At 62.6% G+C, this 14,483-nt stretch carries 13 protein-coding genes; 4 read left to right on the top strand and 9 right to left on the bottom strand.

The window, feature by feature from the left end:
* Positions 1 to 12: 12 nt before the first annotated feature.
* From QUE41_RS00965 to greB, 4 genes are read right to left on the bottom strand one after another with little or no spacing between them, the layout of a single operon-like run.
* Positions 13 to 840: an NHL repeat-containing protein gene (locus tag QUE41_RS00965; protein WP_286341158.1), complete on the bottom strand. Its 828-nt coding sequence runs from the start codon at positions 838 to 840 to the stop codon at positions 13 to 15.
* Positions 822 to 2,126 (bottom strand): two-component system sensor histidine kinase EnvZ, encoded by a 1,305-nt coding sequence (gene envZ / locus QUE41_RS00960; RefSeq protein WP_286341157.1) that lies wholly within the window; start codon positions 2,124 to 2,126, stop codon positions 822 to 824. Before envZ ends, QUE41_RS00965 begins: the two co-directional genes overlap by 19 nt.
* Positions 2,127 to 2,852 (bottom strand): osmolarity response regulator transcription factor OmpR, encoded by a 726-nt coding sequence (ompR, locus tag QUE41_RS00955; RefSeq protein WP_286341156.1) that lies wholly within the window; start codon positions 2,850 to 2,852, stop codon positions 2,127 to 2,129.
* Between the two features lie 11 nt (positions 2,853 to 2,863).
* Positions 2,864 to 3,346 (bottom strand): transcription elongation factor GreB, encoded by a 483-nt coding sequence (gene greB, locus QUE41_RS00950; protein WP_286341155.1) that lies wholly within the window; start codon positions 3,344 to 3,346, stop codon positions 2,864 to 2,866.
* 97 nt (positions 3,347 to 3,443) lie between these two features.
* Between greB and QUE41_RS00945 the strand changes: the two genes are divergently transcribed.
* Positions 3,444 to 5,774 (top strand): Tex family protein, encoded by a 2,331-nt coding sequence (locus QUE41_RS00945; protein WP_286341154.1) that lies wholly within the window; start codon positions 3,444 to 3,446, stop codon positions 5,772 to 5,774.
* On the opposite strand, the gene QUE41_RS00940 is transcribed toward QUE41_RS00945, so the two are convergent.
* Together QUE41_RS00940 and bioH are read right to left on the bottom strand one after the other, a co-directional pair.
* On the bottom strand, positions 5,764 to 6,219 hold the full coding sequence (locus tag QUE41_RS00940; protein WP_286341153.1) for a hypothetical protein: 456 nt from the start codon (positions 6,217 to 6,219) through the stop codon (positions 5,764 to 5,766). The two genes, QUE41_RS00945 and QUE41_RS00940, sit on opposite strands and share 11 nt — an antisense overlap.
* A 73-nt stretch (positions 6,220 to 6,292) precedes the next feature.
* Positions 6,293 to 7,081, bottom strand: coding sequence for a pimeloyl-ACP methyl ester esterase BioH (gene bioH, locus QUE41_RS00935; RefSeq protein ID WP_286341152.1), 789 nt, complete (start codon positions 7,079 to 7,081; stop codon positions 6,293 to 6,295).
* Here bioH and QUE41_RS00930 point away from each other — a divergent pair.
* Positions 7,080 to 7,802, top strand: a complete 723-nt coding sequence (locus QUE41_RS00930; protein ID WP_286341151.1) for a ComF family protein — start codon at positions 7,080 to 7,082, stop codon at positions 7,800 to 7,802. The genes bioH and QUE41_RS00930 overlap by 2 nt on opposite strands.
* A gap of 6 nt (positions 7,803 to 7,808) precedes the next feature.
* On the opposite strand, the gene QUE41_RS00925 is transcribed toward QUE41_RS00930, so the two are convergent.
* Entirely contained in the window at positions 7,809 to 10,268 is a 2,460-nt protein-coding gene (locus tag QUE41_RS00925; protein WP_286341150.1) for a M14 family zinc carboxypeptidase, read from the bottom strand.
* Positions 10,269 to 10,470: 202 nt separating this feature from the next.
* Between QUE41_RS00925 and nfuA the strand changes: the two genes are divergently transcribed.
* Positions 10,471 to 11,049 carry a Fe-S biogenesis protein NfuA gene (gene nfuA / locus QUE41_RS00920; protein WP_286341149.1) on the top strand — a complete coding sequence of 193 codons (579 nt, stop codon included), beginning with the start codon at positions 10,471 to 10,473 and terminating at the stop codon, positions 11,047 to 11,049.
* A 43-nt stretch (positions 11,050 to 11,092) separates the two neighbouring features.
* On the opposite strand, the gene dinF is transcribed toward nfuA, so the two are convergent.
* Complete coding sequence (gene dinF / locus QUE41_RS00915; RefSeq protein ID WP_286341148.1) at positions 11,093 to 12,421, bottom strand: MATE family efflux transporter DinF; 1,329 nt, start codon at positions 12,419 to 12,421, stop codon at positions 11,093 to 11,095.
* Positions 12,422 to 12,439: 18 nt separating this feature from the next.
* Between dinF and QUE41_RS00910 the strand changes: the two genes are divergently transcribed.
* The gene (locus tag QUE41_RS00910; RefSeq protein ID WP_286341147.1) at positions 12,440 to 13,489 is read left to right on the top strand and encodes a polysaccharide deacetylase family protein; all 1,050 of its coding nucleotides are present in this window, start codon (positions 12,440 to 12,442) and stop codon (positions 13,487 to 13,489) included.
* On the opposite strand, the gene QUE41_RS00905 is transcribed toward QUE41_RS00910, so the two are convergent.
* Positions 13,479 to 14,465, bottom strand: coding sequence for an alpha/beta hydrolase (locus tag QUE41_RS00905; protein ID WP_286341146.1), 987 nt, complete (start codon positions 14,463 to 14,465; stop codon positions 13,479 to 13,481). The genes QUE41_RS00910 and QUE41_RS00905 overlap by 11 nt on opposite strands.
* Positions 14,466 to 14,483 lie beyond the last annotated feature (18 nt).

Here is a 14,483-nt window from a genome sequence, read left to right as displayed (position 1 = left end):
CGTTGCGTTGCCCTAGTCCGTGGACACCGGCTGCGGCGGCTGCCACAGCTGCCAGCCATGATCGCTGACGTCACTGGACTCCTTGCCCAACAGCAAGGTGGTGGGAGAGACCCAGGTCAGGGCTTCCCACTGACCATCCTCAAGAGGGGTATAGCGCTTAGCCGTGTCCCAGTTCACTCCGCTCTCATCCATCTGAGCTATCCAGATAAAGGGACGAAACGCCAGTCCGCCACGGTACCCCAGCAAGGCGATACGGCCGGTTTCCGGTTGCCAGTCTGCCGCAGTAATCTGGCCGTGGACCGCCAGGGTCTGCACCGCTGCCGGGCTGTACTCACCCGGCTCCTTGGGCAGCCGGTACACCCGGCTCTGGCCGTCTCCCCAGTTCTTGGAAAATACCCAAAGGGATTGGTCCGTTGCGGCAATCGCCTCGCAGTCGAAGTTATGGATGTAGCCTTTGCGGCTGAAATCCCGCTGCTCGGCAAAGGCGAAGTGGATCGGCACCGCGCTGACCTTGCTGCCCTCTGCTCCGGGGACTGGGGTGCGGTAGATGGTCAGATCCCGGCGATTGCCCCGGTTGTTGCCGCAATCGGCCACGAACAGGTGCTGACCATCACTGGTCATATCCTCCCAGTCCCGGGCATCGGCGCCGCGAAACCCCACCCGCCCCAGATAGCGCCCCTGGCCGTCGAACTTGTAGATCCTGGGGCCATCACCACTGTCGTTGTGGGCCCACAGGTGCTGACCATCGAAGGCCAGGCCGGAGATCTCCTCCATCAAGGGAGGCAAGGGTTCCATTGGGGCCGCCAGGGCAACGGCCAGGGTCAGGATCGGGGTAACCATACGGTCGCTCGTAAGCCTCCATGACTGCGGTTGGCCAGCTCCACCCGGCCACCTTCACTGTCCACCACCCGTTTGACGATGGCCAGGCCCAGGCCTGAGCCTACCGAGCCTCGTGCCACATCGCCCTGGGTGAAGGGTTCAAACAAAGATTCAATCTGTTTAGGCGGAATACCCGGCCCGTTATCGGACACGGCAAACCACACCCAGCGGCCGTCGAAGCCGGAACTCAGCTTGAGATCGCCACCGCCGTAGCGCACCCCATTTTCGATGAGGTTGGCCAGCACCCGCTTGATGGCGATCACCGGCATGGGCACCGGCGGCACCTTGCCCAGGCTCAGCTCCACCTTGGTATGGCGCAGACTCTCCTGCTGGGCCGCTTCCTGCAGCAGCTCATCCAGGCTGATTCGGCTGTGCTCCTCCGCCGGGCTGCCTCGAACAAACTCGATGAACTGATCGATGATGTTGTTCATGTCATCGATGTCGTGCTCTATCCCCTCTTTCAGGAAACTGTCCTGGTCGCTCATCATCTCACTGGCCAGACGGATGCGGGTCAGGGGGGTGCGCAGATCATGGGACACCCCGGCCAGCAACAGCTGCCTGTCGGTTTCCAGCTGCTTCATGGAGCGGGACATCTGGTTGAACGCCTGGGTTACCGCCACCACCTCGGCGGGCCCCTTCAGGGGCAGGGGATCGGGGAACTTACCCCGGGAAACCGCCAGGGCGGCCCGCTGCAGCCGCCTCAGGGGCCGGCTCTGCTGACGGGCAAACCACCAGCCACCGGCCACGGACAGGGCACCGATCACCATCAGGTAGACAGTCAGGGGGGAGATCACCGACTCATCGAAGCCGGTCAGGGGCACCCTCAGCCACACCGTGGGTGCCTGAGGGGGACGAATCCAGATCAGATACTGCTCTCCGAAGGAGATGCGCACCTCGGCCTCACCGCCCAGATACTGAGACATCTGATCCGACAGCACGTAGTAGAGCCGCGCTTCCCTCAGCCCATTCTGGCGGGCCTCTGGCAGGGTAAACACCTCCATGTAGTTGTCGTCCGCCAGCTTGTCCCTCAGGGCGTCCACCACGGTCAGCTTGGTGCGGTCCAACTCCAGATCACGGAACAGCAGCTCCACCTGACGGGAGAGCAACTGGTTGATCTGCTGAGTAGAGGGACGCACCACATAGATGTCCATGGAGATGTAGGACACCAGCTGGTTGATCAGCAACAGGCAGCCGATCAGCAGAACCGTCTGGCCGAAGTTGCTGCGGGGCAGCAGTCTGGAGACCATCTACTTGGCTGAGCTGCCGTCGGGAACGAAGACGTAGCCCAGGCCCCAGACGGTCTGAATGTACCTGGGGTTACTGGGATCATCCTCGATCAGACGACGCAGGCGAGACACCTGCACATCGATGGAGCGCTCCAGGGCACTGTAGTCCCGGCCACGGGCCTGGTTCATCAGCTTATCCCGGCTCATGGGCTCCCTCGGGTGGGAAACCAGCACCTTGAGTACGGCAAATTCACCGGAGGTAAGGGAGATGGGCTCCTCCCCCTTGAACATCTCACGGGTCGCCAGGTTGAGACGGTACTCGCCAAAGGCCACCTCCTGCTCCTTGAGGGAGGGGGCGCCGGGCACCTCACCGGGGCGGCGGCGCAGCACCGCCTTGATGCGGGCCAGCAGTTCGCGGGGGTTGAACGGCTTGGGCAGATAGTCATCGGCGCCCAGCTCCAGGCCGATGATCCTGTCCACCTCATCCCCCTTGGCGGTGAGCATCACTATGGGGATCTCATTGTTGGACTGGCGCAGACGGCGGCAGATGCTCAAGCCATCCTCTCCGGGCAGCATCAGGTCCAGCACCAGCAGGTGAAAGTTCTCCCGCTCCAGCAGGCGATCCATCTGCTCGGCATTGGCGGCCGCCCGCACCTGGTAGCCCTGCTCACCTAGGTAACGTTCAATCAGTCCCCTGAGCCTGAGGTCGTCATCTACCACCAGAACCTTTGAGGTTTCCTGAGTCATCTGCCTCTCCCTTATTCCGCTGCCTTATAGCGTATCTCATTGATATAGTAGACCTGCTCGCCTTCGGGCGTACGAACAATTACCTCGTCGTCCACCTCTTTGCCCAGCAGGGCCCTCGCCAGGGGGGAGTCGATACTGACTTTACCCTCACTGACATTGAATTCATCCGGGCCAACCAGCCTGTAGGTACTCAGGCCGCCCTCTTCCGCCTCCAGGACCACCCAGGCCCCGAAGTACACCTTGCCCTCCTGGCGGGGATCCGGCTCGACGATGCGCAGCTGCTCCATCCGTTTGGAGAGGAAGCGTACCCGGCGATCGATCTCCCTCAGTCGCTTCTTGCCGTAGATGTATTCGGCGTTTTCGGAGCGATCCCCCAGGGCCGCCGCCTCCTGCACCGCTTGCGTCACCCGTGGGCGCTCCTCCTTCCAGAGGTACTTCAGTTCCTGTTCCAGGGTGTTCCACCCCTCTCGGGTAATAAGATTGGCTTTTTTCATTCAGTCGCTAAGGTGTTGTGGGTAAAACCGGGAAGGTCTGTGATAGATTCCGGTTTAGTTTTATCTCGCATAACCATTAAAGGCAAATTCAACCGCTATGCAGACTCTTGCCCAACGACTCGCACAGGAACTGGAGGTGCGAACCCAACAGGTGGACGCCACCATCACCCTGCTGGATGAAGGGGCCACCGTTCCCTTTATCGCCCGTTACCGAAAGGAGGTCACCGGCGGCCTGGATGATACCCAGTTACGCCAGCTGGACAGCCGGCTCACCTACCTGAGGGAACTGGATGCCCGTCGTCAGACGATTCTGCAAAGCATTGAGCAGCAAGGCAAGCTGGATACATCCCTGCTTACAAAGATTAACTCGGCGGCCACCAAGACTGAACTGGAAGATCTCTATCTGCCCTATAAGCCCAAGCGGCGCACCAAGGGGCAGATCGCCATCGAGGCGGGGCTGGAGCCTCTAGCCGACAAACTGCTGGAGCAGCGCCAACTGACGCCGGAGCACGAAGCCCAGGCCTTCCTCAACGGCGACGCCGGCTTCGACTCCACCAAGGCGGTGCTGGACGGCGCCCGGGCGATTCTGATGGAGCGCTTCGCCGAGCAGGCGGAGGTGATCGCCGCGGTGCGGGATCATATGCGTCGCCAGTCTCAGGTGGAGGTTCGGCTGATCCCCGGCCAGGAGCAGGCAGGGGCCAAGTTCCGCGACTACTTTGAGCACGATGAGGCCCTGACCAAGGTGCCCTCCCATCGGGCCCTGGCGATGCTGCGTGGCCGCAACGAAGGGGTGCTGGCCATCAGCCTCAACGCCGACCCCAATCAGGAGGAGGGGCAGAAGCACAGCATCTGCGAATCCCTGATCGCCCAGGCCCTGTCGCTGAACCTGGGCAGCCAGCCGGCGGACCTCTGGCTCAAGAGCGTGGTGCAGTGGACCTGGAAGGTGAAACTGAGCCTGCAGATGGAGAGCGAGCTGCTGACCGCCCTGAGAGAGAAGGCGGAAACCGATGCCATCAAGGTATTTGCCGACAACATGGGCGATCTGCTGATGGCCGCCCCGGCCGGCCCCCGGGCGACCCTGGGCCTGGATCCCGGACTGCGCACCGGGGTCAAGGTGGTGGTGGTGGATCACACCGGCAAACTGGTGGCCACGGACACCATCTATCCTCACGCTCCCCGCAACCAGTGGGATCAGTCTATCCAGTCCCTGGCCCGGCTGGCCAAAGCCCACAAGGTGGAGCTGGTGGCCATCGGCAACGGCACCGCCTCCCGGGAAACCGACAAGCTGACGGCGGACCTGCAGAAACGCCATCCAGAGCTGAAACTGGAACGGGTGATGGTCAGTGAGGCCGGCGCGTCGGTCTACTCCGCCTCGGAAACCGCCGCCAAGGAGTTTCCGGATCTGGACGTCTCCCTGCGCGGCGCGGTCTCCATCGCCCGCCGATTGCAAGATCCCCTGGCGGAGCTGGTGAAGATCGAGCCCAAGTCCATCGGGGTGGGCCAGTACCAGCACGACGTCAGCCAGACTCACCTGGCCCACTCCCTGGACGCCGTGGTGGAGGACTGCGTAAATGCCGTCGGGGTGGATCTCAATACCGCCTCCGCCGCGCTGCTCAACCGGGTGGCCGGCCTGTCCCGCACCCTGGCTCAGAATGTGGTGGATTTTCGTGACCAGAACGGTCGCTTCGACGAGCGCAAACAACTGCTGAAGGTGCCCCGCCTGGGACCCAAGGCATTTGAGCAGTGTGCCGGCTTCCTGCGCATCAATGGGGGCAACAACCCCCTGGACGCCTCAGGGGTTCACCCGGAGAGTTACTCCCTGGTGAAGCGCATTGCCGACCACACTGGCCAGGGTATTGAAGCCCTTATTGGCAATCGCGGTGTCCTCAAGAGCCTGAAACCGGCCCAGTTCGTCAGTGACCAGTTTGGCCTGCCAACAATCACCGACGTGCTGTCGGAGCTGGAAAAGCCGGGACGGGATCCCCGGGGCCAGTTCGAAACCGCCCAGTTTGCCGACGGCGTAGAGACCCTCAAGGATCTGGAACAGGGCATGGTGCTTCAGGGGGTGGTCACCAACGTCACCCACTTCGGTGCCTTCGTGGACATCGGCGTCCATCAGGACGGTCTGGTGCACATCTCTGCCCTGTCCCACCAGTTTGTGGACGACCCCCGCAAGGTGGTGAAAACCGGCGACGTGGTGAAGGTGAAAGTGATGGAGGTGGAGATCGAGCGCAAACGCATCGGACTCTCCATGCGCCTGGACGATGAGCCGGGTCAACAGAAAAGCCCCAGACGGGAAAATCAGCCCAAGGGCGGTCAAGAGCGTCGCAGTCAGCGCAGCCGCAATGACAGACAGACCCAGAGCCAACCCGGCAGCAGCACCATGGGCAACGCCTTCGCCGACGCCTTCAAAAAGGCTAAGCGTTAACCTGGAAGGTCGGTGGCTCGGCGGGCCGGGCCACCTGACTGTAGTGACGATGAAGGATTCGGGTAAACCGCTGATATTCGCTGTCACTCAGCTCCAGAGAAGGAGAGCCGCTCTCTCTGGGCACTGCGCCCGTGCCCTGCCGGCGAACGCCGGGGCGATCAAAGGTCGGCGGGCGCCACAACTCAAACAGGGCACCGCGCTTCTCCTGCTGCTCCTGGGACTCCTCCCTGGACTCTTCACCCTCGGCATCACGCCGCTTCAACTTGCTGCCACCGGGCAGCTGCACCGCATCGTGCTCCGGGTCCAACGCCCGCTCCGACGCCGATTTCTCCGCTTCCCTGGCCGGCACCACAGGGGCACGCGCCAACGCCTGCTGACGGAGATCGTCCGTGGCAGGATTGGTGGTCACTATGGGCACTTGAGGGTAGTTGGAAACCAGGAACATGGGCTCTCCTATTCCTGGTCAATTATTCAACAATCCGGTCGAAATGTAAAAGAACTCTCTGTTCTATAACGGGTTAGACACGTCCTAAGAATGTCTCGATGCTTGCAAGGGTTTCCTTGGGGTGTGAGATGAAGGGGGCATGAGCCGCCTTGGGCAACACCACCTGCTCGCTGGCGGGCGCCAGGGCGGTCATCGCCGGCAGCGACTCCGCCGGCACCAGGGCATCCAGTCGGCCATAGAGTCGCAGCCAGGGCTGGCTCAGACTCTGCAATTGGGGGCGCAGGTCCACATCCTTGAGGATCGCCAGTCCCTGGGCCAGCGACTCACCGTCGGGTTCCGGCGCCTCAGACAACAGGGTGCGGATCGCCTTGGTGTCCTTGCGGGCACTGGCGCTGCCCATGGCCTGCAGCGCCACAAAGCGTTCTAGGGTACCGGCCAGATCCTGAGTCAGGGCCTGGGCAAACCCGGCCAGCACCCTGGGCTTGATGCCCGCCCACTCATCCCGGGCACTGAAGCAGGGAGAGCTGGCCAGGGTGATCAGGTGACTGACCCGCTCTGGGCAATCCAGGGCCAGGCGGGTAGCCGCCATCCCACCCAGGGACCAACCCACCAGGACACAGGCCTCAGGCAATCGCGGCGCCAGGGCCCGGCTGACTCCCTCCAGAGTCAGGCCGTCGCTCAGCGGCGCACTGCGGCCGAAGCCGGGCAGATCAACCCGGCCCACCCGAAATCCCCGCTCCGCCAGCAACTGGGCAAAGGGCTCAAACACCTGGCCATTCATCCCCCAGCCATGAAGCAGCAACAAAGGCTGCCCCTCACCCTGCCAATGAATGTGAATGGATTCGTCTAGGCTTAATGACATGCTGACCCTCTCCCATGCCCTGTCGTCGATTCTGGCGGCCAGTCTACCCAACCGCTGCACCCTGTGCCAGCAACCCCTGGCCCGAGGAGCAGGGCTGTGCGACGTCTGCCTGGCCGACGGCGCCCTGGGTCAGGTGTGCCTCCACTGTCACCGCCCGCTGGAGCTGGCTCCGCCTCATCGCTGCGGCAGCTGCCTGACCCGCAAACGATGGCGGCCGGTGGTGAGCGCCTTTCATTATCACGGTCCCATCGGCCCCTGCGTGGCCCGTATCAAGGCTCATGGGCAGCCGCAGCTGGTCAATCCCCTTGCCAAGGTCCTGGCCAGTCGAATCCAGGCATACCATGACCAGGGGCATCTTCCCCTGCCCCAGGCCTTGGTGCCCGTCCCCACCCACGCATCCAGGCTGCAGCAACTGGGGTTTAATCCCGCCTGGCTGGTGGCCCAAGCCCTCTCTAGGGAGCTGACGCTGCCATTGCTGGACCAACTGGTGGTTAAGGCCCGCCCCACCCGATTGCAGCACCAGCTGGATGGTCAGGCGCGACGGGACAACCTCAGGGATGCCTTCAGCCTGGCAGGAGAGGGAGAGGGGCAACAGGTGGCATTGGTGGATGACATCATCACCACAGGCTCCACCCTGAAAACAGTGACCCGCACCCTGGGCCAGGCCGGGGTGAGGGTCACTCAGTTCTGGACCCTGGCCAGCGCCCTCAACAGGCGCTGACTCGGATCAATGCAGGGCGGGAACCAGGAACAGACTGTTGGCCACCAGGCGCTCTCCCCCTAACCAGAAGTTGCGGAACAGGGGGTTATCCGCCAGCAGCACCACGGCGCCCTTGCCGCTTTTGGCCACCACCGCACTGCTCTGGCTGGCCAGGGACTGGCGATACTCCGGCGCCATAAAGCCGGACAACAGAGGTTGGTCGCCATAGCGTCCCACCACCACTCCGCCGCGGGCCTCGAGCACCATCTCCCTGTCCTTCATCATCGGCAGGGTGGGTCTCAGGCCGAAGGCCAGGGGATGGCTGACGTCCAGGTCCCAGCCGACGATGGCACCGCCAATGGTGCGTCGGGCATCCTCATGGTGGCGCTCGGCAAACTGGATCGGATGCTCCTCAAACTCACGGCCCAACTCCTCCCTGCCCTGAATGTCCACTGGCACCATCCCCCAGTCCGACACCTCTCGGGCACCGCCCTGCCAGGCCACCAGCACCCCGCCCCGACGGACAAAGGTCTGAATGCGACTGCTCAGGGCCGGCGTCAGGCTGCGGTAGCGGCCATCCACCAAAAACAGATGGGTGAACTCCTCCATGGGCACCCGCTCGGCATACTCACCGTCGATCAGGGTGGGGGCAACCCCCAACTGCTGATCCAGGTAGTGCCACAGCTGGCCCACTTCATACTGGGAGACATTGCGCCCCACCAGGATCATCGGCTTCACCTCGCTCACCGCCCGGAAGGTGCGGCTGCCCAGGTCGGGGCCGTTCAAGGCCTGACCACGGATTACCGCCTTGGCCACCAGGCCAAACTCCTGCTGCACCTGCTGCAGCGCCTGGGCAACGCCCGGCTGACGGCCGTTGATTACCAGGGCGCCCGGGGCCAGAACCAGCTCGCCGTCACTGCCCTGCAGCCGACTGGGCAGCTCGCTGAAACGCACCTGTATGCCTGCTTTAAGCAGTTGCTGCAACGCCGCCGGAGAGTGTCTGTCGGACCAGGGGATCACCCAGGCCACAGCGCTCTGCTGCAGCGGCTGTGCCTGCTGTGGTCGCTGCTTCATCAGTTTGGGCTGTCGCTTCAAGGTGGCGACATCCAGATCAAAGGCCAGGTCCACCGCAAAGGCGGAGACATCGTAGAAGGTGTTGTCCTCAAACTCGGTGCGCTTGTCGAACAGCGCTTCCACCAGGGCGTAGCGGCTCTGGGCAAAGGGGATAAACAGACTGCCCGGTTCAAAGGTGCGCTGCTGGGCAGAGACGGTTTTGGCCAGGTAGCCGTAACTGACCCTGTGGGCATCCAGCACCCGGGTCAGGGCGTCCAGACGCCCCTGATCTCCCTGGGCGCCGACGATGAAACCGGCGCCACGGCGGTCCTGGCCGCGCTCCAGGGAGTCGGCAAAGAAATCGTACTGATACTGCTGCAACGCCTTCTGCTGATCGAAGCTGCCCCTCACCGTGGAGAAGGAGGTGGCCAGCTGATTACGAATCGCCTCACTGAAAGTGCGGGGGCCATAGTCGGTCTCACGCAAGTGGCCGCGAACCGTCGCCTGCTCAAACAGGATGCCGACGCCGCCGTTGATGTCCGGGTAGGTGGAGCCCTTGCCGTAGTAGAAGTCATCGAACGACTCACGGGAGAAATAGGGCTGGCCCAGGGCGTCTAAGGCATCGGCATGGTAGTTGCCCAGGGCAGAGGTAAGAGACTGGTTCTGGGAAGGGGTCAGCGGGTGGGTGCGGCTGGGCACGCCGGGCTGGAAGAAGTAACTGCTGTTGTGTCCCATCTCATGGAAGTCGCCCACCACATGAGGCTGCCAGCGCTGGTATACCTTCACCCGCCCCCGGCTTTCCGGGTGCCTCATGTAGAGCCAGTCCCGGTTCAGATCCGCCAGGAAGTGGTTGACCCGGCCGCTGGGCCAGGACTGAAAATGCTCCCTGTGCCAGCTGGAGCCATTGAGGGTGTCACCGGTAAAGCCGTTTACCCAGTTGGCGAAGCGGTCATTGCCATCGGGATTCTGGCTGGGGGTGATCAGAATCACCATCTCCTTGAGCCAGTCGGCCACCTCCTGGGATTGGGCGGCTGCCAGGTAGTAGGCGAACAGGGTGCCCGCATGCAGGCCACTGGCCTCATCCCCATGGATGCTGTAGGCCAGCCACACCACGGTGGGCCCGGCGACCCGCTCTCCCTGGGTCACCTTGGCGCGCTGAGCCAGAATGCTGTCCAGCCGCTGATGATTCTCCGGCGAGGTGATCACCGCAGCGATCTGCTGTCGCCCCTGGTGACTGAAACCGGCGGACTCCAGGGTCACCCGGTCCGACTCCCGGGCCAGGGTCTGAAAGTAACTGAGCACCTGATCGTAGCGCAGGTGGCGCTCCCCTACGGGTCGGCCAAACGCCTGCTGTGGGGTTTGAATGGAGGTCAGGTACGCCCGGTCCTTGGGGAGCAGGGCAGAGGGCGAGGCCCAGACGTAACCAGCTATCATGCTGAATATTAATAAAAAATATCTCATCTTCCGTGAGGTTCTTCTGCTTTTATAGTAGGCAAATGCTAACAGTGGGACCGGTCATGATCCAGCCAAAGCGTGACTGGGATCGCCCTTCAAGGGTGTTATCCGACTTCGCATCGGAGTATGATTCGGATATCCGACTCCACTACTCAGGCTTTAGCCGCAGCAGAGAGCAGTTATGATCACCATTACCGAATCCGCCCAGGGCCACTTCAAGAAGCTGCTGGAGCAGCAGGCCGACGGCACCAACATCCGTGTATTTGTCATCAACCCAGGCACCCCTCAAGCTGAGTGCGGCGTCTCCTACTGCCCGCCAGACGCAGTGGAAGAGGATGACATCACCCTGCCTTTTGATGGCTTTGACGCCCTGGTGGATGAGAAGAGCGCCCCCTTCCTGGAAGAGGCCCTCATCGATTACGTGACCGATCAGCTGGGTGCCCAGCTGACCCTGAAAGCCCCCAACGCCAAGATGCGAAAAGTGGCCGACGACGCTCCTCTGAAGGACCGCCTGGACTACATCATTCAGTCCCAGGTGAACCCTCAGCTGGCTGGCCACGGCGGCTTCATCACCCTGATGGAGCTCACCGACGACGGCGTAGCCGTGATCCAGTTTGGCGGCGGCTGTAACGGCTGCTCCATGGTGGACGTGACCCTGAAAGATGGCATCGAGAAGCAGCTGCTGGAAGCTTTCCCCGGCGAGCTGAACGGCGTGAAGGACATGACCGAGCACCAGCACGGCGACCACTCCTTCTACTGATCTGCCCCAGACACGACAACGCCCGGCCTGTGCCGGGCGTTTTTTATGGTGTCCAGTGGGCTTCGGGTTTCAGCCTCACCAGGTAGTGCCAGCCCAGGGTCACTCCCCGCAGCAACATGAAGCCGCAGAGTGCCAGCCACAGCCCGTGGTTGCCCAGCTCCCGGAAGCCCCACCACAGCAGGAAGAAACCCAAGGCGGAGATCAGCATGGCGTTGCGCATAGGCCGCCCCAGCGCCGCGCCGATGTAGACACCGTCAAACAAGAAACAGCTGAACGCCAGCAGCGGCAGTGCCACCACCCAGGGCAGATAGTGCAGGGCGTGGCTGCGCACCGCCTCGATGTCGGTCAGCAAGCGGATCATCCCCTCTCCCGCCAGGGAAAACAGCAGGGTAAACAGCAGGGCGGTCACCCCGGACCAGAACCAGCCCAGCACCACCGCCTGGCGCAACCTGTTTCTGTCCCGGGCGCCCCAGGCCCGGCCCACTTCCACCTCGGCGCTGTAGGCGAAACCGTCCAGGGCGTAGGAGATCACCAGCAGGAAGTTCATCAGCACCGCGTTGCCCGCCACCACGGAGTCACCCAGCCTGGCCCCCATCAGGGTGACGAAGCTGAAGCAAAGCTGCAGACACAGGGTGCGCAGGAAGATGTCCCGGTTCAGCTTCACCAAGCGGCCCATGCCAGAGAACTTAAACTGTCGGTTCAACTGACCACCCTGTCGCAGCTGACGCCACACCAGCACCGCCGCCAGGGCCATGGTGCCGTACTCCGCCACCAGGCTGGCCCAGGCCGCGCCAGCCACCCCCCACCCGAGACCCACCACGAACAACAGATCCAGCACTATATTGAGTCCATTGCCCAGCAACAGCTGCCACATGGCCACCTTGGGCTGTCCCCGGCCCAGGAGGAAGCCCAGCAGCACCAGGTTGGTCAGGGCCGCCGGTGCCCCCCAGATGCGAATGGCAAAGTACTGCGCCGCATACTGCTGTACCTCACCGCTGCCTCCCGCCAGGGGAAGGCCCCAATGAAGAATGGGCCACTGCAACAGCACCACAATCAGGGCCAGGCCCAATGCCAGCATCAGCCCCTGTTTCAGTACCTCGAACTGGGCCTGCAGATCATCGGCCCCATGGCCCTGGGCCACCAGGGCGGTGGTGCCCATGCGCAAAAAGCCCAGCATCCACATCAGAAAGGTTATAATCATCGACCCGACGGCCACGCCACCCAGGTAGTAGGCCTCATCAAGATGACCAATTACCGCCGTATCCACCAGGCCCAGCAGAGGGATGGTGATATTGGACAGAATCATCGGCCAGGCCAGGGCAAAAGTACGCCTGTGGGCCTGACGCCGGGAGAGGATGGCGGTAAGGGTCATGGAAACTTGGAACCTGTTATGAAACGAATGACAACACTGGTGTCCCTGCTGGCATTGCTGTGGGTACAGAGTGCAGCAGCGGCGGTGATTCTCCAGTATCACCATGTTAGCGAGGATACCCCGGCCAGTACCAGCGTCACCCCTGCTCAATTCCAGGAGCAGATGGCCTACCTGGCCCAGAATGAGTTCAGCGTGGTGCCCCTGACCCAGGTGATCGACGCCATACGCAAGGGTGAACACCTGCCGCCGAAAACCGTGGCCATCACCTTCGACGACGGTTATCGAAACGTGGCCGACAACGCCCACCCGGTGCTGAAAGCCCACGGATTCCCCTACACCCTGTTTGTGGCCATCGAGCCCATAGAGCGCAACTTTGCCCGGATGATGAACTGGGACACCCTGCGGCAGCTGTCGTCAGAGGGCGCCGTCATCGCCAACCACAGCTGGGGACACGAGCACCTGATTCGCCGCCTGGATGGAGAAGATGAAGCCGCCTGGCTGGACCGCATCCAGGCCAACCTGGAGCGCACCGAGGCGGCCATCGAAAAGGAGCTGGGTTACAGCGTCCGCCAGCTGGCCTACCCCTATGGGGAGTTCAACCAGGCCCTGCGTCAGCGCCTGGAGCAGATGGGTTATGTGGGCATAGGTCAGCATTCAGGGGCCGCGGGTCCCTACTCCAGCCTGACGGCGGTCCCACGGTTCCCGGTGGCCGGCCCCTACGCGGACATGGACGCCCTCAAGGTGAAACTGCACAGCCTGAACATGCCGGCGGTAAAACTGGAAGGGGATGAGTCCGAACTGAAGGAGCGCCCCCGCCCCATCCTCACCGTTACCCTCGAGGGCGAGGACCTGCGTCGTGACGCCCTGATGTGTTACATCCAGGGTCAGGGTGGCAAGGCCCCCACCTGGCTGGACGAGCAAAGCTTCACCATCCAGGCGGACCTGCCCCTGCCCGCAGGGCGCTCCCGCTACAACTGCACCGCCCCCAGCCGCAGCAGCGGCGGCTACTATTGGTTCTCCCAGCCCTGGGTTCAGGCCAGGGCCGACGGCAGCTGGCCTAAGGAGTAGCCTGCTCTGGACTGCCGACCAGCTTCGGAACCATGAGCCCGGGTTGCTGACGGGCCATCCAACGACTTATCGGTCCATGCTGCCCGGGACCGATGAGTCCCATCTGCAGATGATCCTGGCCGGGGAGGTTTACCACCTCAACCCTATCGTCCTGGAGTGGCTGCAGGGCCCCGAAAGGGGCAAAGGGATCCTGGTCCGAGGCCAGAATCAGGGCAGGAAGTGAGCTGTCTCCCATCAGTTGCCGAAAGCTCAGCTGAGACGGGCTAAGGCCCAGGTTCTGCAGGGCCAAACCTACCCCCTCCTTGAGATCCTCGTCGTCGATCAGCCGCATGGGGGCACTGGCAAAACTCTGCTGATACGCCCGAACACCGGTCTCCAGATCCAGCATGGGCGCCTGGAAAATCAACCCGGCCACATCCTCGCGGACACTGGCCAGGTGCAGGGCCGCCACCGCGCCCATGGAGTTACCGAACAGGTACAGCGGCTGCTCCAGCTCCTTCTGGGCATCCAGCCATTGGCTCAGCAGCCGGGCATCCTTTACCCCGAAGCTGAAGGGGCCGTCACTCTGACCATGGCCCCCCAGGTCCGGCACCAGCACCTGATAACCCAAAAACCGCCAGTAGGCCGCATTGAGGACCATCGCCTCTTTGTACATCTGGTAACCGTGGAGCAGCACTATGGTGCCTTTGGCGTTGGGTTCCCTGTCCCACTTCAGAGTCAAATAGTCTGTAGTTTCATCAGCCGCCTGGACTTTGACCTTTAGCTGCTTCGCCCCAGGAAAGTCTGCTCGAGTACGGAGGTAACTCAGGCAGCGATTCGGCGCGCAAAAGCGTTGAGACTCAAGCTGGGCAATCTCGACCAGTCTCATCTCATCCTCACCGGGCTGAGGCGCAGGAAAATCGGTGATCTGGTTGGCCACCAGGGAGGCGCAGCCGCCCAGGAGTAGGGGCAGCAGCAAAGGGAGGAGCCGCAACATGATACATCCTTGTATCCA

Source organism: Ferrimonas sp. YFM, assembly GCF_030296015.1.
In the GTDB taxonomy this organism is placed as follows: Bacteria; Pseudomonadota; Gammaproteobacteria; order Enterobacterales; family Shewanellaceae; genus Ferrimonas.
This window is presented reverse-complemented; position numbering and strand designations above follow the sequence as displayed.

Coding starts and splice junctions, on each gene's coding strand:
- QUE41_RS00965 (WP_286341158.1), bottom strand. CDS start 840: ATGGTTACCCCGATCCTGACCCTGGCCGTTGCCCTGGCGGCCCCAATG.
- envZ (WP_286341157.1), bottom strand. CDS start 2,126: ATGGTCTCCAGACTGCTGCCCCGCAGCAACTTCGGCCAGACGGTTCTG.
- ompR (WP_286341156.1), bottom strand. CDS start 2,852: ATGACTCAGGAAACCTCAAAGGTTCTGGTGGTAGATGACGACCTCAGG.
- greB (WP_286341155.1), bottom strand. CDS start 3,346: ATGAAAAAAGCCAATCTTATTACCCGAGAGGGGTGGAACACCCTGGAA.
- QUE41_RS00945 (WP_286341154.1), top strand. CDS start 3,444: ATGCAGACTCTTGCCCAACGACTCGCACAGGAACTGGAGGTGCGAACC.
- QUE41_RS00940 (WP_286341153.1), bottom strand. CDS start 6,219: ATGTTCCTGGTTTCCAACTACCCTCAAGTGCCCATAGTGACCACCAAT.
- QUE41_RS00930 (WP_286341151.1), top strand. CDS start 7,080: ATGCTGACCCTCTCCCATGCCCTGTCGTCGATTCTGGCGGCCAGTCTA.
- bioH (WP_286341152.1), bottom strand. CDS start 7,081: ATGTCATTAAGCCTAGACGAATCCATTCACATTCATTGGCAGGGTGAG.
- QUE41_RS00925 (WP_286341150.1), bottom strand. CDS start 10,268: ATGATAGCTGGTTACGTCTGGGCCTCGCCCTCTGCCCTGCTCCCCAAG.
- nfuA (WP_286341149.1), top strand. CDS start 10,471: ATGATCACCATTACCGAATCCGCCCAGGGCCACTTCAAGAAGCTGCTG.
- dinF (WP_286341148.1), bottom strand. CDS start 12,421: ATGACCCTTACCGCCATCCTCTCCCGGCGTCAGGCCCACAGGCGTACT.
- QUE41_RS00910 (WP_286341147.1), top strand. CDS start 12,440: ATGAAACGAATGACAACACTGGTGTCCCTGCTGGCATTGCTGTGGGTA.
- QUE41_RS00905 (WP_286341146.1), bottom strand. CDS start 14,465: ATGTTGCGGCTCCTCCCTTTGCTGCTGCCCCTACTCCTGGGCGGCTGC.